The following is a 21,427-nucleotide window of genomic DNA, read 5'->3' on the forward strand; positions in this document are numbered from 1 at the left end:
ATCTTAATTATTGGATTTCAAAGAAAGACAGATTTACAAAAAACGTGTTCATGAATAATGTCTTGCTTCAAAAGACAATCTATTCTTAGCGAATTGAACATTAAAAAGGAGTCCGTTCATGTTGGAATTTTACCGGAAAGACACTGAATCTGTATTAGAAGCTGTGAAGTCATCGGAAAATGGGTTGACTGCTGATGCTGTAAAAGCAAAGCTCGAGCAAGATGGCTACAACGAATTAAAAGACAGGGAGAAGATCCCGACTTGGAAGCTTTTTTTAGAGACGTTTAAGGATCCAATGGTTATCGTTCTTTTAGTAGCAGCTGGAATTCAAGTTGTATTGGGAGAAATTGCAGAGTCATTGATTATTTTCCTCGTTCTGCTCATTAATTCCGTTATTAGTGTCGTACAGACGAAAAAGGCGGAGAGCTCTCTGGATGCATTGCGTGATATGTCGGCTCCAGAAGCAAAGGTAATTCGTAATGGCCAAGCTCAGACAATACCTGCAAGAGAGCTTGTTCTAGGGGATATTGTAACATTAGAAGCTGGTGACTACATTCCAGCTGACGGCCGGATTATTGAAAGTGGCTCGTTAAAAGTAAACGAGGGAATGCTTACAGGTGAATCGGAAGCAGTTGAGAAAAATACCGATACGATTATGGAAGAGGTAACACTTGGGGATCGTGTCAATATGGTGTTCAGCAGCTCACTTGTTGTTTATGGCCGTGGTACCTTCGTTGTGACAGGAACCGGTGAGCAGACGGAAATAGGAAAAATAGCTGAGATGATATCGACTGCTGAAGAGAAGCAGACACCATTACAACGAAAGCTGGAATCGTTTAGTAAAAAGCTTGGTATTGGAATATTGCTGCTGTCCGTGTTAATTTTTGCTGTACAAGCACTGAGAATTTGGCTTGGCGGGGCTGATGTCGATACAGGAACTGCGATATTAAATGCACTCATGTTCTCTGTCGCAATTGCGGTGGCGGCAATACCAGAAGCGTTATCTTCAATCGTCACGATTGTGCTATCTGTCGGAACAAATAAGATGGCGAGACAGCACGCGATCATTCGCAGGCTTCCAGCAGTTGAAACACTCGGATCGACTAGTGTTATCTGTACCGATAAAACAGGTACTTTAACACAAAATAAAATGACTGTAACCGATTATTTTATACCCGGAGAGTCAGCCAGCGAACTTGCAGAAGATCCAGAAAACTGGAATCACTCAGAGCGTCTGCTTATTAATACGGCAGTGCTTTGCAATGATTCATTTATTAATAGTGAGGGCGCGGAGATAGGAGATCCAACAGAGGTAGCTCTCATTAACTTTTCGAATAAAAATAATAATGACTATGAGGCAATTCGGGATAAATTTGAACGTAAAGCGGAATTGCCATTTGACTCAGATCGTAAATTGATGTCCACGGTACATAGCATTGACGGGGAAACAACGATGCTGACAAAAGGCGGGCCGGACGTCATGTTCAAGCGTGCCAGTTATGTCCTTTACAAGGGCAAAGAGGAACCTGTAACAGATGAATTACTGGCATTATTTGAACAGGCAAATGAAAACTTTTCAGATCAGGCATTGCGTGTACTAGCATATGGGTATAAACGTTTAGCTGATGGGCAAATGGATATTGCAGAGAAAGATGAGACGGACCTCGTGCTTATCGGCCTCACTGCAATGATTGATCCACCAAGAGAAGCTGTTTATGGTTCAATTGAAGAAGCCAAGAAGGCTGGTATTCGAACAGTGATGATTACTGGTGATCACAAAACAACGGCACAAGCAATTGGTCGTGATATTGGACTAATGGGAGAAGATGATATTGCTTTAACTGGAAAGGAACTGGATGCTTTATCAGATGAAGAGTTAGATAGGAAGCTTGAACAAATCGCTGTTTATGCACGTGTTTCCCCAGAGAATAAAATTCGGATTGTCCGTGCATGGCAGAAAAAAGATAAGGTCGCTGCCATGACGGGTGATGGTGTCAATGATGCACCAGCTTTGAAGCAGGCTGATATCGGTATTGCAATGGGAAGTGGAACGGATGTAGCGAAAGACTCTTCCGCAATGATTTTAACTGATGATAATTTCGTTTCGATTGTCAATGCTGTTGGTGTTGGACGTACTGTGTTTGACAATATAAAGAAGGCAATTGGATACTTGTTTGCAGGGAATTTAGGAGCAATTATTGCCATTCTCTATGCCGTTATTTTCAATCTGCCAAATCCATTTACGGCATTGCAGCTTTTGTATATTAATTTAGTGAATGACTCACTTCCAGCAATTGCATTAGGAATGGAAAAGGCAGAGCCTGATGTAATGGAGAGAAAACCGCGTCGTACAGACGAAGGAATTTTCACAAGGGATACGTTGCAGGCGGTACTTACAAGAGGACTATTGATTGGTATCGCTGTAATTATTTCCTTCTATATTGGATTAAATCATTCATCTGAAATGGGAGTGGCGATGGCGTTTACGACATTAATTTTATCACGTACATTGCAGACATTCGCAGCAAGGTCGAATACACAAACCGCGATTGGAGCGGGATTCTTTAAAAATAAATATGTGATTGGAGCCGTATTTCTTGGATTCATTCTATATGGCATCACAACATTGCCATTTGCACGTGATGTATTTAATATCCCAGAAAGCTTTGGCTGGAATGAAGCGCTGATTGCAGCAGTTCTTGCTCTGGCAGCTGCTGTCTTAATGGAAATAATAAAAGTTGCATTTAACCGCTTTTCAAAAGGCAGGTAACCCAAAAGCTATGTATCCTTTGGATACATAGCTTTTTTTATAACGCCTGAGAAAAAAGTTTGTTTTTTTATAAATTTTTTTTAAAAAACTATTGAATTATTATACATATTAATGCATAATAATTCATTAACAGCACACAATTCGAGAGGGGAAATTAAAATGGCAAAGGAAAAAATCGTCTTAGCTTATTCCGGAGGTCTGGATACTTCCGTTGCAGTGAAATGGTTACAGGATAAATACAATTATGATGTAATTGCAGTGGCACTAGATGTCGGTGAAGGAAAAGACTTGGAGTTTGTTAAGAAGAAGGCACTTGATGTAGGAGCAATCAAATCATATGTAATTGATGCAAAAGAGCTTTATGCGAATGAATATGTATTACCAGCACTACAGGCAAATTTATTATATGAAGGCAAATACCCACTTATTTCTGCTTTGTCCCGACCTTTAATTGCAAAAATTCTCGTAGATATTGCAGATGAAGAGGGAGCTGTAGCGGTTGCACATGGCTGTACAGGAAAAGGAAATGATCAAGTGCGTTTCGATGTTGCCTTTACTGCATTAAACCCTAATCTTAAAATTGTTGCACCGGTTCGTGAGTGGGCAATGTCCAGAGAAGAAGAAATTGAGTATGCACAGGCAAATGGAATTCCAATTCCGATTAATCTTGATAGCCCGTACAGTATTGACCAAAATCTATGGGGACGCAGTAATGAATGTGGTATCTTGGAGGATCCATGGCAAGAAGCGCCAAAGGATGCATTTGATCTAACAGCGGATCCAATTGATGCCCCAGAAACACCTGAAATTATTCAGCTTACATTTGAGCAAGGGAAGCCAGTCGCATTGAACGGAGAAGAGCTTACACTCGATCAACTGATTTTAAAGCTGAATGAAATTGCTGGAAAGCATGGTGTTGGACGAATTGATCATGTGGAAAATCGTTTAGTTGGGATTAAATCTAGAGAAATCTATGAAGCACCAGCAGCAATGACATTAATTGCGGCGCATCAAGAGCTTGAGGCATTAACATTACCAAGAGAGGTTGCTGAATTCAAGCCGATGATTGAACAGAAGCTAGCGCAAACCGTTTACTATGGTTTATGGTATTCACCGCTGACAGAAGCACTTCAATCATTCGTGAAAAAAACGCAAGAGCACGTCTCAGGTACCGTTAAAGTGAAGCTCTATAAAGGACATGCGCAAGTTGTCGGACGTGAATCCGCCAATTCGCTCTATGACTTTGATCTTGCAACTTACAATAAAGCAGATGCATTCGATCATGATGCAGCACTTGGATTTATTAAGCTATGGGGCTTGCCAACAAAGGTTCATGCATCTGTGAATGGAACAACAAATCAAAAGAAATCCATTGAAAAGGTGAATTTTGAAGTAAAGGAAGCTGTTAAATCGTGAAATTATGGGGCGGGCGTTTTACAAAACCAACGAATCAATTAATGGATGAATATACAGCATCTATCAGCTTCGATAAAAAACTGGCAGTCTATGATATTGAAGGAAGTCTGGCGCATGTAGAAATGCTGAAAAATTGTAAGATTATCCCTGCAGAAGATGCCAATAAAATTTCCGAAGGCTTGCAAATCGTTTTAAAGAAAATTGAAGCTGGAAAGGCGGAGCTTAGTGAGGAGCATGAGGATATCCATATGAATGTGGAAAAGCTCCTCATCGAGGAAGTAGGAACTGTTGGTGGAAAGCTCCATACTGGTCGGAGCAGGAATGATCAGGTAGCTTTAGATATGCGCTTGTACTTGCGAGATGCGATTGGCACGATCATTCAACAGCTCGTTGATGTCGAAAAGGCCTTAATTAGCCAGGCAAAGTCAAATTTGGATACAGTTATGCCAGGATATACGCATTTGCAGCGAGCACAGCCCGTCTTATTCGCTCATCATATGATGGCATATGTTTTCATGTTTCAGCGCGATATGGAGCGTCTAACCGATAGCTTGAAGCGGGTGAACAAATCCCCGCTTGGAGCTGGTGCCTTGGCAGGGACAACCTTTCCGATTGATCGGCAATTCGTCGCCGAAAGGCTAGGCTTTGATGATATTTGCGAAAACAGCTTGGACGCTGTCAGTGATCGTGATTTTGTCGTCGAATTTTTATCAAATGCTTCGTTAATAGCAATGCATCTCTCTCGTTTATGCGAGGAACTTGTACAATGGTCGAGTGCCGAGTTCAGCTTTATTGAGCTGGATGACTCTTTTACAACAGGAAGCAGTATGATGCCACAGAAAAAGAATCCTGATGTAGCTGAGCTTGTCCGTGGGAAAACAGGTCGTGTTTATGGTCATTTAATGGGGATGCTGACAACACTGAAAGGTCTTCCGTTAGCATATAACAAAGATATGCAGGAAGATAAAGAGGGGATGTTCGACACGTTTGAAACATTAAAAGGCGCACTTGCACTATTTGCACCAATGATTGAAACGATGCAGGTGAAGCAGGAAGATATGTATCAAGCAGTGACGAACGATTTTTCCAATGCAACAGACCTTGCAGATTATCTTGTTGAAAAAGGAATGCCTTTCAGAGAGTCGCATACGGTCGTTGGACAGGTCGTGTTAAATTGTATTCAGAACGGAAAGTATTTGCTCGATTTAAGTGTAGAAGAGTTCAAATCCTTCTCTGGCCTAATTGAAGAGGATATATTTGATGTACTAAAGCCGGAAGCGGTTGTAAATGCACGTGATGTTGCAGGTGGTACTGCAAGAAAACGTGTAGAGGTACAAATTGAGCAGGCACTGGCAGTTATTGAAGCTCTGGCATTACAAAAATAGTTATCTTTGAAAGAAGCACTTGAGCAAATTGTTCAAGTGCTTTTCCTGGTGACTGAAAAATATTGGTTAGATGTGTATAATAAGAAGAGAAGAATAAATAAAAACCGCATAACACGTTAGGAGCATACATAATGAAACTTATTGCATCAGACTTAGATGGTACGCTATTAAATGAAGAAGGCGTTGTAAGTGAAGAGAATATGGCAGCAGTTCAAAAAGCAATTGACCACGGCATTCGATTTGTAGTAGCAACTGGAAGATCATATGATGCAGCTAATACACCGCTAAAACAAGCTGGGATTACATGTCCGATTATAAGTTTGAATGGCGCGGTCGCTTATACAGAGGACAAACAGCTAATTCGAACAATACCGATGGATAAATCTGTTGCAAAGCAGGTATTGGAGGTTTGTCGGGAAGCGGATATGTATTTGGAGTTTTTTACGAATAATGGAATCTATTCAGTAAGCAAGGAGTATTTTTTAGAAGTGCTTGTCGATATTATGAAATCAGCGAACCCCAATGCATCAGAGGAAGAGATTAGGGAAAAAGCAGAACTGCGATTTCAGGCAGAACCAGTTGAATTCATTCAGGATTACGATGAAATATTTGCTATTGAAAACATAGAAATCTATAAGATTCTTGCCTTTTCGCTTGATAAGGAAAAACTCGTATCTGCTCGTGCGCAGCTTAACGGAGCTGCAGGAATGGCAATCACATCTTCTGGTGATATTAATCTGGAATTTAACCATCAAGATGCCCAAAAAGGGATTGCATTAAAGCATTTAGCAGGAAACATGGGAATTGATATGGCTGATGTGATGGCATTGGGAGATAACTGGAATGACGAAAGCATGCTGCGATCTGCAGGGCGAGGTGTTGCGATGGGCAATGCATCAGATGAAATCAAAGCTCTTTGCGACTATGAGACAAAGGCAAATTATGATCATGGTGTCGCTTATGCTGTTGAGGAAATGTTGCGGGAAGTGAAGGCGTAGGCGTCGTAAGCTGAATTAATATTGAGTAATAGTTGTACTTATGGGCGGGCTCTGTATTAAAATAAGCATGCGAGCCCGCATACAAATTGTAATCATTGTATTTCTTTATAGTTTTCATGATTTTATTTAATTATCAACCAATTAAATTCCTTAACTTAACTTCGCAAATGCTACTAGACTCCCTTTATCACAAGACTGGAAACCGTTTCTCTCATAAAAATGTCGAACATTAGGTGCTTCTTCGGTTAATAATACTTTTGGACGAACATTTTTATCCTGAAGAACTTGTTGCATTAAAGTTGTAGCAACTCCTTGATTTTGGTAGTTATTTAATACAAGTATATCTTGTATATAAATAATCGTTAATCCATCACCCACAATTCGAATAAGACCAATCAGTTTTTCTACATTCCAAGCACATATTACGTCTAATGGCTGTAAAAGAGCGTCTTGAAGAAGAGACATATCATTTGTATAGGCATACCACCGTACGTCATTATATAGGCGTTCTAATTGTTCAAGAACGTTCTCTGCTTCAAATTCGTCGTATCGTTTATCTGTAATAAACATTGAAATCTCCCTTATTCAAAAGTCAGCGCCAATGTGCTTTCATAATATGTATGTAATTACAACACTAAATTCATGATGTACTGTTCACCGACAGGTCCAACTTTTCTCTTGCCTGTATCTTGAAAACCAACCTTTTTATATAAATGTTGGGCAGCTATATTTTTATGATTAACAGCTAGAACGATTTCATTACAATTCGGAAATTCATCGGCTACAAATTTCCTGAGTATATTCATCGCTTGTTTTGCGTAGCCTTTACCTTGCTGGGAGTGTTTTATTGATAAGGAGGTTAACAGCATGGCCTGCTGATTATTTGTATAATTTTTCACTCGTTCAGTTGCGTGTAATAGAAAGAATCCAACAGGTTCATTATGATAAATGATAACAATACGAAACTGACCTTCTGATACATCTGCGAAATTTATTGGTAATGAAGTAAACTGGATTTGTTCTTTAGGCAGTTCAAAAGAATGCAGCAAATCTACGTGTTCATTTGAAAGGTGTTTTAGCTCTATGAAATTAGTTGTATCCATTTTATTTCTCCTCATATGAATTATTATCATCAGATACGAATTGTGTACGTTAATAACATTAAACTAAGAAATGCATTTGTTAAATTTATAAGATTAAACAAATCAACCTTCACTTTGTATTGCTTTTACGTGAATATCTTTTATCAGCCGCACTTAGTATAAGTAAGATAGCAATTCCCCAAATAATTGCTTGTATAATCACGATCCATTTCCCAGCTGAGGCTAATAACGAAGTCAAAAATAATAAAATCGGACTAAATAATATTAAAGAAAGACCAATTACAAATGCCGGCTTTTCAGGTAATGATTTGATTTTATCTAACACTTCTTCACCTTTTTCATTTTGTTTTAGTACGAACCGCCAGTTGAAATATCCTGGCCTGTTAGCGAAGTAAATTACTATACAGATTCAATCGTTTTAGCTGTATTGTCAGCGTTCGATTTTTCTAAAAGGGTTCAAAATTAAATCATTAAAATGACATCCTTCCGTGATTTTTATGTATATTTTATCATAACTTTTCAGAATACACCTTCCCATTCTAGTAAACTGAAAACAGTTTTCCAGTGATTAGAAACTTTGTGCTCCATATAAGATAGGGAGCATTTAACAAGCACATCAGGTATGCTAACAACGAAATTTTACCACTTACTTATTGAGAGCCATCCCATTTTTTTGCAGATTCTCAAGAAAGAACTTATAGTCCATTAATGCTATAATAGAACCACCAATACTAGAAAGGATGGATACATATGGCTCAAAAATATATCGGGTTTGCTGGAACGTATACGCGTGAAAGCAGTGAAGGGATTTATCGTTTCGTTCTAGATGCAGAGGCAGGCAAATTAGAAGCAGTAGAGGTAGCGGCAAAGGTTGGCAGTCCAACTTATTTGGCGATCAGTGAAGATAAACGTCAGCTTTATTCTGTTGCGCAGCAGGATAAGCTTGGTGGTGTACATGCATATGAAATCGTATCTGACTCAGGTGAATTGAATTACATCAATGAGAAACTGGAAGAAGGGGCACCACCGTGTCACCTTGATATTCAGAATGGTGTGTTAGTGACAGGTAACTATCATAAAGGAACGATCGATTTATTTCAGGCACATAGTCCAAGTAAACTCGCACTGAAAAATACAGTTCAGCATGAAGGAAATGGACCGCACGAACGTCAGGAAAAACCACATGTCCACTATACAGCACAAACGCCAGATGGAAAATATGTCATTGTTGCAGATCTTGGTACGGATGAGCTTGTGACATACAAAATTGAAAACCAAGCGCTTGTAAAATCAGCAGCCCTTCATGTAGCGCCAGGGAGCGGTCCGCGACACGTTGTGTTTCATCCGGACGGCAAGACAGCATACTTAATGACGGAGTTAAGCTCTGAAGTTATTGTGCTTGAATACAATGCTGATCAAGGGAGTTTCAGCGAAAAACAAAAAATAAAAGCAATTCCATCGGATTTTAATGAAACAAATGATGCAAGCGCTATTCACATTACATCTGATGGTAAGTTTGTTTATACAGGAAATCGCGGTCATAATAGTATCGCTGTATTTCAAGTTGATGAAGAAACAAAAGAGCTCACACTAGTCGAAATTACACCAACTGGCGGGAATTGGCCACGTGATTTTGTGCTCGATCCTAGTGAAGCATTCATCGTTGCATCAAACCAGAAGTCAGGCAATCTTGTATTATTTGCGCGTGATGGGGAGACAGGAAAGCTGACACAGCTCGATTCCATTGTAGATGTACCGGAAGTAGTATGTGTGAAGTTTTTAGGCTAATCAACAAATTCAATAAAAGGTCAGTCACAGCAGAAATGTGACTGACTTTTTTAAAAAGGAAGTATTTAATTGAGGCAAGAAACCGCAGTTTTAATCCTGCGTGTAAAATTATTATATACAAACGGGGGAAAGGAAATGCTGGTGACCAGGGGGAAAGATACATTAAAAGAAATAAAACAGCACAACGACGAGACTAATACTTACCTTAGCAATAAATCGCATAGTGCACCTCCAACATTCATTATGTATCTATAGGTAAATCATACTATAACATAATGAAATACTTGTGAAGCTGCAGTGAAGATTATGTAAATTTTTAAATGAAAAATGGAATCAGCTATATATGCCGATTCCATTTTATAATTAATGTCGTTTACTTAACCATAGGACACCCGATTTCGCAAGCCGAGGAAGAAATCCGGTAAATGGCAATTGCATCATATTACCGAATCCATCTGATTTGCCTAGGGATCCAAGCGTGCCTTTCAGCTTGATTTCCTTCGGTTTCCTTGGTTTTTTGTCACGCAAGATTGCTAAAAGAATGTCTGCGATTTGCTCTCCTTGCTGACCTGCTAACTGCGCGCTTGGAGAGAAATTAGAAGCCGCACAGTCACCTAATACATAAACATTCGGTTGTGCTGGAACCTGATAAAAATCATTAACGATGATTTTTTCCTGAATATCTTTTTCAAACGGTAATTCACGTACCAAATAATTTGGTCTGACACCAGCTGTCCAGATGGTCACATCGTTCAGGAAGCATACGCCGTTATTGCAAACGCCATCCTTCTCAACATATTCAACAATTGAATTATGTATAACATCCACATCATTCGCTACAAACCAAGATTCTACATATTGCTGGATTTTAGAATCAAACGCTTTTAACACGGTTGAACCACGGTCTAAAATACGGATATTTAAATCAGGTCTGCTTTCACGGATTTCGGAAGCGACCTCAATTCCACTTAATCCCGCACCAACGATTGTAACCTTGCCATAAGCACCTAAATTCCCAATTGCAACCCCTGTTTCACGGGCCTTCGCAAATGTTTGAACACTTTTTGTGAACTCCTCAGCACCTTCAACACCATGGTAATTATCTTCACAGCCCAGTCCAATTATTAAATAATCGTAGGCGATTGTATCTTCTGGATCCTCAAATAAAATTTGCTCATTCTCGGTATCAATTTTTGTGATTTCATTAAAAACATAGTGAACGCGTTTGTCATCTGGAAACTCAACTCGTACATCTTGATCTGCAACGGTTCCTGCGGCAATCGTGTAAAATTCTGTTTTTAGTGAGCGAAATGGGTTCCGATCAACAACGGTAATCAGCAAATCCTCTGGTAAATACTGATCTAATAAACCAGTGAGGATTTTTATACCACCATATCCACCACCTAAAATAACTAACCTTTTCACTTGAATAACCCCCTAAATAATGAAACGCTTTCTACCGGTTCTTCTAATAGATTACCAAAGTTGTAGTAAACTGTCACCAACTTAATGAAATTGAATATTTTTTCGTGTGTATATGCTGAAAATGCGATAAAATGGAATTATACAGAAAAGTGGGAGGTAATAGCGATGGAACAGGTTCAAAGCGCAATTCAAGATGAATATGGTGAGGACTATGCTTGGTGCTATGGCTGCGGCAGACTGAATAAAGAGGGAATGCGATTAAGAACAGGCTGGCAAGGCAATCAGACCATAACAATTTATACGCCGAAAAAGGAGCATACAGCAATTCCTGGTTTTGTATATGGGGGCTTGCTCGCATCATTGGTGGATTGTCATGGAACTGGTTCTGCCTCCTTAGCATTGCATCGGAAAAATGGACATGAGCCAGGTGATGGTGTCGAACCGCCACGATTTGTTACGGCATCATTACATCTTGACTTTCTAAAGCCGACCCGACAGGATGTTCCATTAAAAGCAGTAGGCACAGTCGAAGAGGTGCATCCTAAGAAATGGAAAATACATACAGAGGTTTTTGCTGGTGAAATGCTTTGTGTCAAAGCAATTGTTGTAGCAGCGGTGATGCCAAAGTCATTTATTGCAGACTAAAGAAAAAATAGGAGGACGACGACCATGAAGAAACTAAACATACATTCTCTCCTAGATGTAATCGGAGAGCTTTTCTCTGATGAAATTTCAATTGCAGTTTCAACGACGACGGAATATATTTACTATCGCCCAAGTAAACGGATCGACTTAAAGATTCAGCCAGGCGATTCGATTAAGGAAGGAACGCTTGCACATAAAGCTATTATATCGGAGCAAAAAGTTTCAAAGTTTATTAATCGAAATGTTTATGGTGTCCCTTACCATGGAATGGCTGTCCCGTTTCATTTTGAAGAAAGACTGGAAGGATGTGTGCTGGCAATTTACCCAGCTTGGACAGAAGGGAAATCAGTCGTAACGATAAAAAATGATGATGGATGGAAGCCGATATCATTTTCTGATGTCATCTATTTGGAGGCGAAGGACCGGAAAACGCATGTTTTTTCAGATAACTACTCTGGGACACATTCCAATACATTGCAGCAATTTGAATATATGCTTCCTGTAGAATCGTTTATTCGCTGCCATAGGTCATACATTGTGAATGTTCATCATATCAAGGAAATTTATCCAGATACACATTCTACCTTCTTGCTGGCGATGACAAATGACGTTACTATTCCAGTCAGTCAATCGTATGCAAGCTATTTTCGCAAATTATTAGGATTCTGACAATTTTTGCTGCTTTATCCGAAGATTTCAGTACTTTAATCGAAATATAAGTTTCTCCCTCCTGTTTTTCCGAAATGTTTGATTTCTAAGTTAGAATAAGTATCAACAACTGAAAAAAGAGGGATGTTTTATGGGAGAAAAATTAAAGCGCATACATCCCGGGTTGCTTCGGGAACGAGTTGTGTCCGCAAAGGAAGCTGCATCATGGATTCGTGATGGAATGACCTTAGGTTTAAGTGGATTTACTCGTGCTGGAGATGCGAAAGCAGTGCCAACCGCATTGGTGGAGCGGGCACGGAAAGGTGAGGCTTTCAAAGTGAATGTGTATACAGGAGCTTCACTGGGTTCCAACATTGATAAAATGTTTGCTGAAGCTGGAATTGTTGCGAAAAGATTACCGTTTCAGGCAGAACCAGCAATGCGGAACGCAATTAACACAGGGAAGCATCTGTTTGTAGACCAGCATTTATCACATACGGCGGAAATGCTGCGGGGAGATGTTATTGATCGCGTAGACTATGCTATCCTGGAAGGAATCTCGATTACGGAAGACGGGATGCTTATCCCAACTACTTCTGTTGGGAATTCACTTTCTTTTGCAGAAACAGCAGAAAACATCATCATTGAGCTGAATTTGGCACAGCCGGAAGCATTGGAGGGCTTGCATGATATTTACAGCCTCAGCAAGCAAGGAGAACGTACTCCGATTCCGTTAAATAAGGTTGACGAGCGGATTGGAACGCTTGGGATCCCGCTTGATTTTACTAAGGTTAAGGGGATTGTCTTCACCCATCAAGAGGATTCTCCATCTACAATTGTTCCTCCAGATGAGGAAACAAAAATGATGGCTGGTCATCTTCTGGACTTTTTGCGTTCCGAGATTCAAGCAGGTCGCTTAACGGATTCACTTATGCCGCTTCAATCGGGGATTGGATCGGTCGCAAATGCTGTGTTGCATGGAATGCTCGACTCAGAATTTGAAAATCTAACAGTCTATTCGGAAGTATTGCAGGATGCGGTATTTGATTTAATCGATGCTGGTAAAGTCACATTTGCATCGGCATGTTCCTTAACCTTGTCAGAGGAAAAGATGGAACAGGTCTTTCGGGATTTCGACAAATACCGGGGCAAATTAATTTTACGGCCACAAGAAATATCCAATCAGCCAGAGATTATTCGTAGACTCGGACTAATCTCCATTAATACCGCCTTAGAGTTTGATATTTATGGAAATGTAAACTCGACACACGTTAGTGGTACGAAAATGATGAATGGAATTGGTGGTTCTGGAGATTTTGCACGAAATGCACGGCTTGGGATTTTTGTGACAAAGTCGATTGCAAAAGGGGGAGACATCTCGAGTATTGTTCCGTTCGTGTCACATGTTGATCATACGGAGCATGATGTGGATGTAGTAGTGACAGAACAAGGCTATGCGGATTTACGTGGGCTTGCTCCACGAGAGCGTGTCCCACTGATTATTGAAAACTGTGCACATCCAATGTACCGCGAACAGCTATGGGATTATTACGAGGAAGCACTTGAGCGTGGAGGGCAGACCCCTCATGTGCTGGAAAAAGCATTTTCATGGCATGCTAGTTTTAAAGAAACAGGTACAATGCGAAAGCTAGTTAAGCAAAAGTAAGATGAAACATTAGGGGTTCGATATATAAAGGAAAAACACATGGGAAGAGGGCAGACTTCCCATGTGTTTTTTAGTGGAAATGGAAATGCAGCATAGGCCTATGCTGCATTTCCATTGTTATTTTTCAGAGAACAATTTCACTTAAGCATACCATTCTTGAATCTTTTCATCTGTTGGCAGCAAGAATGTTAGAAATCCTAATAAAGGAAGAATTGAAATCATAATCATGGTCGGTGTCAGCCCAATAAAGTCAATTAGCGTACCAAGAGCTACCGATCCAATTGCCCCCATCCCAAATGCCAATCCGACAATTAAACCAGACATCGTGCCAATTTTCCCCGGAATGAGCTCTTGAGCATAGACGACGGTAACGGAAAAGCTAGACATTAGAATAACTCCAATGACAGCAAGTAATATAATCGCGAAAACAGGGCCAACGTGTGGCAATAATAGTGCAAGAGGCGCAGAAGCAATTAGGGAAAACAGGATAACATTACGTTTTCCAAACCGGTCTGCCAATGGTCCGCCTAAAAATGTTCCAGCTGCCCCCATCGCAAGAAACGTAAAGATATAGACTTGAGATTTGGCAATTGTAAGGTCATAGCTGTCAATCGCGTAAAATGCATAGAAGTTCGAAATAGCAGCTTGGTACCAGGAGCGAGCAAAAACAAGAAAAATTAATACAATAAGTGCGCTTTTAATTGCCCGGGACATATTTTTATTCGGTTTTGCTGCCTTTTTAGCTCCCTTCGTCCGCGAAAATTCTTTGATCTGCGCTGCATACCATTTTGCGATATGCATGAGAAAAAAGACAGCGAGCGCGGCAATTAATGTAAACCAAATGGCGCCAAACTGGCCTAATGGAACGAGCACCAATGCCGTGATAAGTGGTGCCAGTGCTTGCCCGGAATTTCCGCCCACTTGATAAATCGATTGAGCGAGCCCTCGCTTTGTACCAGCAGCAAGGTAGGCAACACGTGACCCTTCTGGGTGAAAGACGGCAGACCCCAAGCCAATAAAGACAACGCTTATGAGAATCATCCAAAAGTTAGGAGCCAAAGCTAAACCAAGCATTCCAAACATACTACTCGTCAGCCCAATCGGTAAGGCGTATGGAATTGGACGCTTATCCGTATACATGCCGACCAATGGCTGCATCACGGAGGAAACCATATTTAATGTAAAAGCAATGAGTCCAAGCTGTGTAAATGTCAGTCCTAAGGAACGTTCTAAAATTGGGAACATCGCAGGGATAACAGCTTGAAGCGAATCATTTAACAAATGACAGGTTCCAATGATAAATAAAATCGAATAGATGGGCTGGTTACTGATTGTGGAGCTAACTTTCTTATTTACTGCCTTTTCCAACATATTTCCCTTCTTTCTTATAATAGAAAACGACCAATATGATTAATCTTATTGCTATTGTACATCTGATACTAAAAATAGCAACGGTTTTTGTTCCTGAATAAAAATAGTTAAATAGGTTTATACTGCCTGACAGACATCCTGTATAAGTACCGATTTTACTTACAGTTGAGTAAGTACGAATATGCCGGTGAAATTGCAGAAATTTTAATAGATATATGGTATTATATAAACTTATGATAATTAGTAGAGGGGTTTACGATGACAAGAAATACTTCCATTCCATTTACGGTTTCTAAAGATGATAATTTCTTTGATCGCTTAGGGGATTATATCGGTGATGTGTTTTATGATATTTTACCAGAACAAGGATTTGAACTTCGTGACGAACAAATTTATATGGCCTTTCAGCTGGAACAGGCATTTAAAAATAAACATACGATATTTGCTGAGGCAGGTGTAGGAACAGGCAAGACGCTTGTTTATTTATTATATGCGATTTGCTATGCGCGTTATAAAGGAAAGCCTGCGATAATCTCTTGTGCAGACGAGACATTAATTGAACAGCTTGTGAAAAAAGGCGGAGATATTGAAAAACTGGAAACAGCACTCGGGCTCGATATTGATGTACGCCTCGCAAAAGCAAGGGAAAATTATGTATGTATTAAAAAATTAAACCCGCTTGCAGAAATAACGGATGATGAAGATATTTTAAGTGTCCATGACGAGATTCCGGATTTCGTTTTTGATACCAGTGCAGTGATGAAATCATTTGAGCGCTACGGAGATCGTAAAGAATATCCGTGGGTTTCTGATGAGAAGTGGGAAATGATCGGTTGGGACCCGCTCCAGCAGTGTGCAACCTGTGACTGGAGACATCGAAGTGGACAAACATTGAATCGGGAATACTACCGTCATGCAAAAGACATTATCATTTGTTCGCATGATTTTTATATGGAACATGTGTGGACAAAGGAATCACGCAAGCGTGAAGGGCAATTGCCGCTCCTTCCAGAAGCAAGCTCTGTTGTATTTGATGAAGGTCATCTGCTGGAGGCTGCTGCACAAAAAGGGCTGACTTATCGATTTAATTTTGAAAATCTGACCAATGTTTTAACAGGGTATATGGGTCAGGATGTGCGCGAGGAATCGCTGCTTCTTGTTGAGGACATTTTAGCATTGAATGATGAATGGTTTGAATTGCTTGGTCAGTCGGCCGTTGCTGTGGAAGGGTCAAACCGTCAAGAAATTCCACGAACAGATACAATGGTGAACATGGCTGAAAGGTTAAATAGAATGGTACAGCAATTGCTGGAGCAGCTGGTCTTTGACGCAGAGCTATTCACAATGGATGAATACCATACGAAAATTATTGAGGAATACTTGGAATTCTTTAGTTATGGTTTAACGAATTTATTAAAGGACGAACAAGGTATCTACTGGCTGGAGGAAAATGAAACAACAACAAGTCTTGTAGTTATGCCGCGATTAGTAGAAGATGTTTTGGAGAAGGAAGTATTTTCCCAAAATATCCCATTTGTCTTCTCATCCGCGACATTAGCGCAAGGCGGGGATTTCACACATCTGGCTGATAGCTTAGGAATTAACAGCTTTGATTCGTTTTCAGTAGCTTCTCCATTTGATTATGAAACAAATATGAAGCTAATCGGTCATGTAGAACAAGAAGCGGCATTAAAATGGGAACAAATTGGGGCACAGTTAAAAGATAACGAAGGCCACACACTTGTCCTGTTTTCTTCAGAAAAAGAAATGAATCAATTCAGGAAGTGGGCAGAAACAAGCGTTTGGGATTTTAGAATCCTTTATGAAGGAGATTATGAAATCAGTGCGATAGTAAGGAAATTTCAAAATGAAGAGCCTGCTGTACTATGTTCATATAACCTATGGGAGGGGCTTGATGTCCCTGGGGAAGCATTGACACAGGTGATTATTTCATCCCTGCCATTCCCGCCGAAAGATCCTGTATTCCAAGCAAAACGCAGACATGCGAACAATCCAGTCATAGAGGTTGACCTGCCTTATATGCTGCTGCGACTTCGCCAAGGAATCGGCCGCTTGATACGAACATCGAATGACCATGGTGTGATTCATCTATGGATAACAGAAGAGAACAAAGCATTATATCGAAAAAATATAGATGACGTTTTACCGATTGAAATGGATTGGTAAGACCTGGAAGAGGTAATGCATGGACCTGCATTGCCTCTTTTTTTATGTTAATCGGTTCTAAAACAATTGAACTTTATGTTCTATGTATGTAGAATAAAGAAAAGTCTAAAAAGGGGTAATTGCATGGATATTATTAGTGCAACGGTAAAAAAACGAGAAACATACAGTGTTTACATTAACTATTCACCACTTTGGGAATGTGCATTGGGCATAGCAGCTATTACCAATACGCCACTTCTTGATTCATTGGAAAAGTCGGTTAGCCACTGGAAGGAAATGCGGGATTCCTTTTCAAAACGGTTGCGTGATCAACTCGATTATGTTGAAAAGAATAATACCTGGAAGGCATTGCTTCAGTTATTGCATCAAAAAGATTTTGCAACACTTCAGGAATTTACCACCTATATTGAGGCTCTTTCAGAAAAGGAATTAAAATTTATTTGTCTGCCATTTGTTGGAGATGCGTACCAACCGTTAAGAGAGCGTGCTGCCTCCCAAGAGAAAGAAGCAGTGGACGAGCTGCAGACGGATACTGCTGCAAATCCATTTTTTCCGGAATACATTGCATTTATTAGCACCATTGGTGAAAGCCAATTGAAAAAACATCTAGTAGTGGTTATGACAGATTGGTATAAACAAGTTGTTGAAAAGGATGTGGAGCAGCTTGAAAAAATCCTGCAAAGAGATGTAGCAACAAAATTGGGAATGAAAGAAAAGATGGATTCGGAAGAATTTGTTGAATGGGCAACTGCAGGAATTGCATATCCGCCAGAGCCCAGCGTCCACCAAGTCCTTTTAATTCCGCATGTTACGTACCGACCGTGGAATATTGTCGCCGATATAGAAGATACAAAGGTGTTTTACTACCCGGTCGCAAATGAAAGTATTTCTCCTGATGACAGGTATTTGCCAAGCGATTCTTTATTGTTAAAGTACAAAGCACTAGGAGATGAAGCTAGATTACGTATTATTAAACTATTATACGAAAGAAATCATACACTGCAAGAAATTACAGAGGAATTGAAAATGGGAAAATCCACCATTCACCATCATCTGAAAATATTGCGTGCAGCACAATTAGTTGAGATCAAGGCTGCAAAATATGCGTTAAAAAGAAAGGCAATCGATTCGTTAACAAAGGAATTAACTGTATATCTTCATCAAGAATAGACAGGGAATTTAAAAAAAGCTGGTGTGATATGAATCTATTTAAAAACAAATCCTTTACACGTATTTGGGCAGGAAATGCTTCCTCTGAATTAGCAGGAGCATTCGGGACGTTTTGTAATTCTTTACTCGTCTTTGAACTGACTGGGTCTACCATGGCTTTGGGGAGCATGTGGCTGCTTTACTTTTTACCATCGTTAGTGCTTCAACTGTTTATTGGCCCCTATATTGATCGCTGGAGCAGGAAATGGATTATGATTTTTGCATTATGGAGTCGGGCGGCTATTTTTCTCATTCCACTCATAAGCTATATGACAGAAACGCTAGCACCATGGCATATTTATGCCGTTCAGATCGCGGTTGGTCTCATTACACCTTTGTATGTTCCTGCCAATCAAGCAATACTTCCGACTATTATTACGAAAGAGCAACTACCTACCGCAAATGCGTACGTTGACGGCGTGGTTCGCTTGATGATGCTGCTCGCTCCAGTATTAGCTGGACTTGTCATCGAGTATATTGGGATTCAAATAACCTTGCTGCTCATCTGCCTTTTACTAGCTGCAAGCGGTAGTTTGCTATTAGAGATTCAGGAGGGGGATCGCCCACATATAACAAGACAAACATGGCTGGAGCAGTTTACAGAAGGAATCAGTTATTTTTTCAAGCAAAAAATTATTGTTTGGTTAGGCATTTTCTTGGCAGTGGTCCAGTTTGGCGTTGGTGTAACCATGGTTATTACAATACCGTATATAACGGGAGAATTAAACGAGAACTATGCAGTGTACGGATACTTTATGGCTGGCTTTCCTCTTGGTTATCTGATCGGTACGCTAATTGTCGGGAAAATTAAGCATCAAAGCGGCCGCGTTCTTATGCTAGTCCCACTTGTCATTGGCGGAATGACCTACATCAATTTAGGAATTACGACCTCGATTTATTTGGCGATCACTACAGAAATCGTTGCAGGGATAGCGATGGCAATGTTTAATGTACATAATCTCACGATATGTCAGCAAACTATTCCAAATTATCTCATGGGAAAAGTCTTCTCAGTACGTCTATTAATCATCAGAGGAATGATGCCGCTTGGTGTATTAATGGGGGGATTTTCCAGTGAACTTTGGGGAATAAGGCCGTTGTATCTTTTGATTGGTATATTAATATGCTTCATTTCCCTGCTTGGTCTATTCCTGCCGTATTTTAAATTTATCAATCATGAAGCCGAAGATAGTAAGCTAGTTTCATAATAAAGTGGAGGAGCGTTTGCGATGACGGGAAAAGAGATTTTAGAGAAATTTGGATATTATATGGAGAACGAGCCTGTAAGCATCTATCCATTTTCACCAGTGTACCGAATACACGATATCGTTGTAAAACGAACTCAAAAACGACCGCAACCTTTAGTGAACTATACTACGTATTTATATAAAGAAGGCATAAACGTTGTCGTGCCTGTAAAACTGAAAATGGATAACCCGCAAACTATTGGAGATGAAACATTTGTCGTATATCCCTTCATTTCTGGAAAAGATTATGCGGGAAAAGATCGTGAAATCTACGAGGCTGGAAGGTTATTAGGAAACATACATCATCTATCTCCAGCAGAAAACGTGTTTCAATTAGGGATGTACGATGTGTATGACTTTACAATTGATGAAGTTGTTGAAAGTGTTAAAAATATTGATAAACATGCAAAGCACAACGACTTTAAGCTGAACACTGAGCTGCTGCATCGAAGGCTTATCCAAATTGTTTCCCAGCAAGAGGTCTTACAGCATGCCAGTCTGCCAATGGTGATGACACCGCACGATTATAAAGCCAATAACTTAATTTATACGCCAGCCCCATATTTAATTGACCCAGATAATGCTGTGTGGATTCCAAGGATTTTTGATTTAGCATTGGCATTGCTGCTTTTTCATAATGAGATGGAAACAGCCCCAGATCAAGTGTTTACACCGAAACAATGGGCTCTTTTTCTAAAAGGATATCAAGAATATATAAGCCTGTCAGCATTGGAGCTTCAATGTTGGAAAAGAGCAATTGAGCATGTATTTTTAGATGAGGTAATGTGGCTGATGGCAGAAGTAAAGGAGGACTGGAAAAGGACCTCCCAGCGAAAGCTGTTTGCAAGCTTGCTAGCATTGCTTGAGGATAAGTCTGCTTATAAGCTTGGTTAAGGGTAAAGGACGTGGAATTTGCCCAGGACAGGAGGTTATGTATGAAAAAATGCCGTATCATTGTTGCTTTGTCTCTGTTTGTGCTGCTTATTGGCTGCAGTCAGGGGACAAGTGATTCTGAAACAGAGATTGTACAAGAAAAAGTAAATGAAGTATTAGGGATAAATCCATATATTCCGCAAACCGACTTCCCATTTGGGTCGCTGCTGATTGGTTATGAAATGGACACGGAAGAAGGGGAAGTTACAACAGGCGACCCGATGCAAGCGGAGATCATCTATTATTTTTCCAAGGACGAACCATTGGATGAAGAGATGAAGAAAGCATGGGGAGACGAACGAAAAGAATTAGTTTACGGCGACTTGTATTTAGATAATACAGCCATACAAATGACAATCTCTAAAGGCGTAGTCGGAGAACTTGCGGGTGCTGAAAGTATTGAGATTGACGGACATGAGGTTCAATATCAGGTAATAAATGAAGAAATGGATGTCGTTGTTATGGGAATGGACTTTGATGGCTATGGTTATACGATTCAATATTTCCTGTTAGAGGACGAAACGAAAGAGGACGCAATCGCGTTTGCCGAAGAGATTATTAATAATAATGAATGACAGGGGGACGTAAATGGCCTGTGCATTTGCTCCCCTGATTCTTCAATTTTTCTTGGGAATT

Annotated in this window: 18 protein-coding genes; 13 read left to right on the plus strand and 5 right to left on the minus strand. The window is 40.1% G+C overall.

Translation table 11 applies throughout. The features are described 5' to 3' along the window. Positions 1-118 precede the first annotated feature (118 nt). The 4 genes from NSQ77_RS12440 to NSQ77_RS12455 all read left to right on the plus strand — a co-directional run bounded on the left by NSQ77_RS12440 (position 119) and on the right by NSQ77_RS12455 (position 6,569). Positions 119-2,770 carry a cation-translocating P-type ATPase gene (locus NSQ77_RS12440; RefSeq protein WP_339226324.1) on the plus strand — a complete coding sequence of 884 codons (2,652 nt, stop codon included), beginning with the start codon at positions 119-121 and terminating at the stop codon, positions 2,768-2,770. Positions 2,771-2,929: 159 nt separating this feature from the next. Further along, on the plus strand, positions 2,930-4,186 hold the full coding sequence (locus NSQ77_RS12445; protein WP_339226325.1) for an argininosuccinate synthase: 1,257 nt from the start codon (positions 2,930-2,932) through the stop codon (positions 4,184-4,186). Then, a complete protein-coding gene (argH, locus tag NSQ77_RS12450; RefSeq protein WP_339226326.1) occupies positions 4,183-5,571 on the plus strand; it encodes an argininosuccinate lyase in 1,389 nt (462 codons plus the stop codon). The genes NSQ77_RS12445 and argH overlap by 4 nt, the downstream gene beginning before the upstream one ends. 131 nt (positions 5,572-5,702) lie before the next feature. Continuing rightward, entirely contained in the window at positions 5,703-6,569 is an 867-nt protein-coding gene (locus NSQ77_RS12455; RefSeq protein ID WP_339226327.1) for a Cof-type HAD-IIB family hydrolase, read from the plus strand. Between the two features lie 150 nt (positions 6,570-6,719). On the opposite strand, the gene NSQ77_RS12460 is transcribed toward NSQ77_RS12455, so the two are convergent. From NSQ77_RS12460 to NSQ77_RS12470, 3 genes are all read right to left on the minus strand, one after another. Then, on the minus strand, positions 6,720-7,139 hold the full coding sequence (locus tag NSQ77_RS12460) for a GNAT family N-acetyltransferase (protein WP_339226328.1): 420 nt from the start codon (positions 7,137-7,139) through the stop codon (positions 6,720-6,722). A 56-nt stretch (positions 7,140-7,195) separates the two neighbouring features. Further along, the gene (locus NSQ77_RS12465; protein ID WP_339226329.1) at positions 7,196-7,672 is read right to left on the minus strand and encodes a GNAT family N-acetyltransferase; all 477 of its coding nucleotides are present in this window, start codon (positions 7,670-7,672) and stop codon (positions 7,196-7,198) included. A 109-nt stretch (positions 7,673-7,781) separates the two neighbouring features. Then, complete coding sequence (locus NSQ77_RS12470) at positions 7,782-7,997, minus strand: hypothetical protein (protein WP_339226330.1); 216 nt, start codon at positions 7,995-7,997, stop codon at positions 7,782-7,784. 419 nt (positions 7,998-8,416) lie between these two features. Between NSQ77_RS12470 and NSQ77_RS12475 the strand changes: the two genes are divergently transcribed. Next, a complete protein-coding gene (locus NSQ77_RS12475) occupies positions 8,417-9,460 on the plus strand; it encodes a lactonase family protein (protein ID WP_339231002.1) in 1,044 nt (347 codons plus the stop codon). Between the two features lie 363 nt (positions 9,461-9,823). On the opposite strand, the gene NSQ77_RS12480 is transcribed toward NSQ77_RS12475, so the two are convergent. Then, positions 9,824-10,885: an NAD(P)/FAD-dependent oxidoreductase gene (locus tag NSQ77_RS12480; RefSeq protein WP_339226331.1), complete on the minus strand. Its 1,062-nt coding sequence runs from the start codon at positions 10,883-10,885 to the stop codon at positions 9,824-9,826. A gap of 165 nt (positions 10,886-11,050) precedes the next feature. Here NSQ77_RS12480 and NSQ77_RS12485 point away from each other — a divergent pair, with 165 nt between their 5' ends. From NSQ77_RS12485 to NSQ77_RS12495, 3 genes are all read left to right on the plus strand, one after another. Then, positions 11,051-11,530, plus strand: coding sequence for a PaaI family thioesterase (locus NSQ77_RS12485; protein ID WP_339226332.1), 480 nt, complete (start codon positions 11,051-11,053; stop codon positions 11,528-11,530). Positions 11,531-11,554: 24 nt separating this feature from the next. Next, a complete protein-coding gene (locus NSQ77_RS12490; RefSeq protein ID WP_339226334.1) occupies positions 11,555-12,199 on the plus strand; it encodes a LytTR family DNA-binding domain-containing protein in 645 nt (214 codons plus the stop codon). 130 nt (positions 12,200-12,329) lie between these two features. Next, on the plus strand, positions 12,330-13,844 hold the full coding sequence (locus NSQ77_RS12495; protein WP_339226335.1) for an acetyl-CoA hydrolase/transferase family protein: 1,515 nt from the start codon (positions 12,330-12,332) through the stop codon (positions 13,842-13,844). A gap of 141 nt (positions 13,845-13,985) precedes the next feature. On the opposite strand, the gene NSQ77_RS12500 is transcribed toward NSQ77_RS12495, so the two are convergent. Continuing rightward, the gene (locus NSQ77_RS12500; protein WP_339226336.1) at positions 13,986-15,212 is read right to left on the minus strand and encodes an MFS transporter; all 1,227 of its coding nucleotides are present in this window, start codon (positions 15,210-15,212) and stop codon (positions 13,986-13,988) included. 261 nt (positions 15,213-15,473) lie between these two features. On the opposite strand from NSQ77_RS12500, the gene NSQ77_RS12505 reads away from it, so the two are divergent. The 5 genes from NSQ77_RS12505 (at position 15,474) to NSQ77_RS12525 (ending at position 21,366) form a co-directional block, all read left to right on the plus strand. After that, positions 15,474-17,402, plus strand: a complete 1,929-nt coding sequence (locus NSQ77_RS12505; RefSeq protein WP_339226337.1) for an ATP-dependent DNA helicase — start codon at positions 15,474-15,476, stop codon at positions 17,400-17,402. Positions 17,403-17,525: 123 nt separating this feature from the next. Then, positions 17,526-18,572 (plus strand): winged helix-turn-helix domain-containing protein, encoded by a 1,047-nt coding sequence (locus NSQ77_RS12510; protein WP_339226338.1) that lies wholly within the window; start codon positions 17,526-17,528, stop codon positions 18,570-18,572. A 29-nt stretch (positions 18,573-18,601) separates the two neighbouring features. Beyond that, positions 18,602-19,819: an MFS transporter gene (locus NSQ77_RS12515; protein WP_339226339.1), complete on the plus strand. Its 1,218-nt coding sequence runs from the start codon at positions 18,602-18,604 to the stop codon at positions 19,817-19,819. A gap of 21 nt (positions 19,820-19,840) precedes the next feature. Continuing rightward, complete coding sequence (locus tag NSQ77_RS12520; RefSeq protein ID WP_339226340.1) at positions 19,841-20,752, plus strand: phosphotransferase; 912 nt, start codon at positions 19,841-19,843, stop codon at positions 20,750-20,752. 41 nt (positions 20,753-20,793) lie between these two features. Continuing rightward, a complete protein-coding gene (locus NSQ77_RS12525; protein WP_339226341.1) occupies positions 20,794-21,366 on the plus strand; it encodes a hypothetical protein in 573 nt (190 codons plus the stop codon). Positions 21,367-21,427: the final 61 nt, after the last annotated feature.

Source organism: Oceanobacillus sp. FSL K6-2867, assembly GCF_037963145.1.
GTDB lineage: Bacteria > Bacillota > Bacilli > Bacillales > Amphibacillaceae > Oceanobacillus.

Excerpts from the sequence above, each read along its gene's own strand:
- NSQ77_RS12440 (WP_339226324.1), top strand. The coding sequence starts at position 119 with ATGTTGGAATTTTACCGGAAAGACACTGAATCTGTATTAGAAGCTGTG.
- NSQ77_RS12445 (WP_339226325.1), top strand. The coding sequence starts at position 2,930 with ATGGCAAAGGAAAAAATCGTCTTAGCTTATTCCGGAGGTCTGGATACT.
- NSQ77_RS12455 (WP_339226327.1), top strand. The coding sequence starts at position 5,703 with ATGAAACTTATTGCATCAGACTTAGATGGTACGCTATTAAATGAAGAA.
- NSQ77_RS12460 (WP_339226328.1), bottom strand. The coding sequence starts at position 7,139 with ATGTTTATTACAGATAAACGATACGACGAATTTGAAGCAGAGAACGTT.
- NSQ77_RS12465 (WP_339226329.1), bottom strand. The coding sequence starts at position 7,672 with ATGGATACAACTAATTTCATAGAGCTAAAACACCTTTCAAATGAACAC.
- NSQ77_RS12485 (WP_339226332.1), top strand. The coding sequence starts at position 11,051 with ATGGAACAGGTTCAAAGCGCAATTCAAGATGAATATGGTGAGGACTAT.
- NSQ77_RS12490 (WP_339226334.1), top strand. The coding sequence starts at position 11,555 with ATGAAGAAACTAAACATACATTCTCTCCTAGATGTAATCGGAGAGCTT.
- NSQ77_RS12495 (WP_339226335.1), top strand. The coding sequence starts at position 12,330 with ATGGGAGAAAAATTAAAGCGCATACATCCCGGGTTGCTTCGGGAACGA.
- NSQ77_RS12505 (WP_339226337.1), top strand. The coding sequence starts at position 15,474 with ATGACAAGAAATACTTCCATTCCATTTACGGTTTCTAAAGATGATAAT.
- NSQ77_RS12510 (WP_339226338.1), top strand. The coding sequence starts at position 17,526 with ATGGATATTATTAGTGCAACGGTAAAAAAACGAGAAACATACAGTGTT.
- NSQ77_RS12515 (WP_339226339.1), top strand. The coding sequence starts at position 18,602 with ATGAATCTATTTAAAAACAAATCCTTTACACGTATTTGGGCAGGAAAT.
- NSQ77_RS12520 (WP_339226340.1), top strand. The coding sequence starts at position 19,841 with ATGACGGGAAAAGAGATTTTAGAGAAATTTGGATATTATATGGAGAAC.
- NSQ77_RS12525 (WP_339226341.1), top strand. The coding sequence starts at position 20,794 with ATGAAAAAATGCCGTATCATTGTTGCTTTGTCTCTGTTTGTGCTGCTT.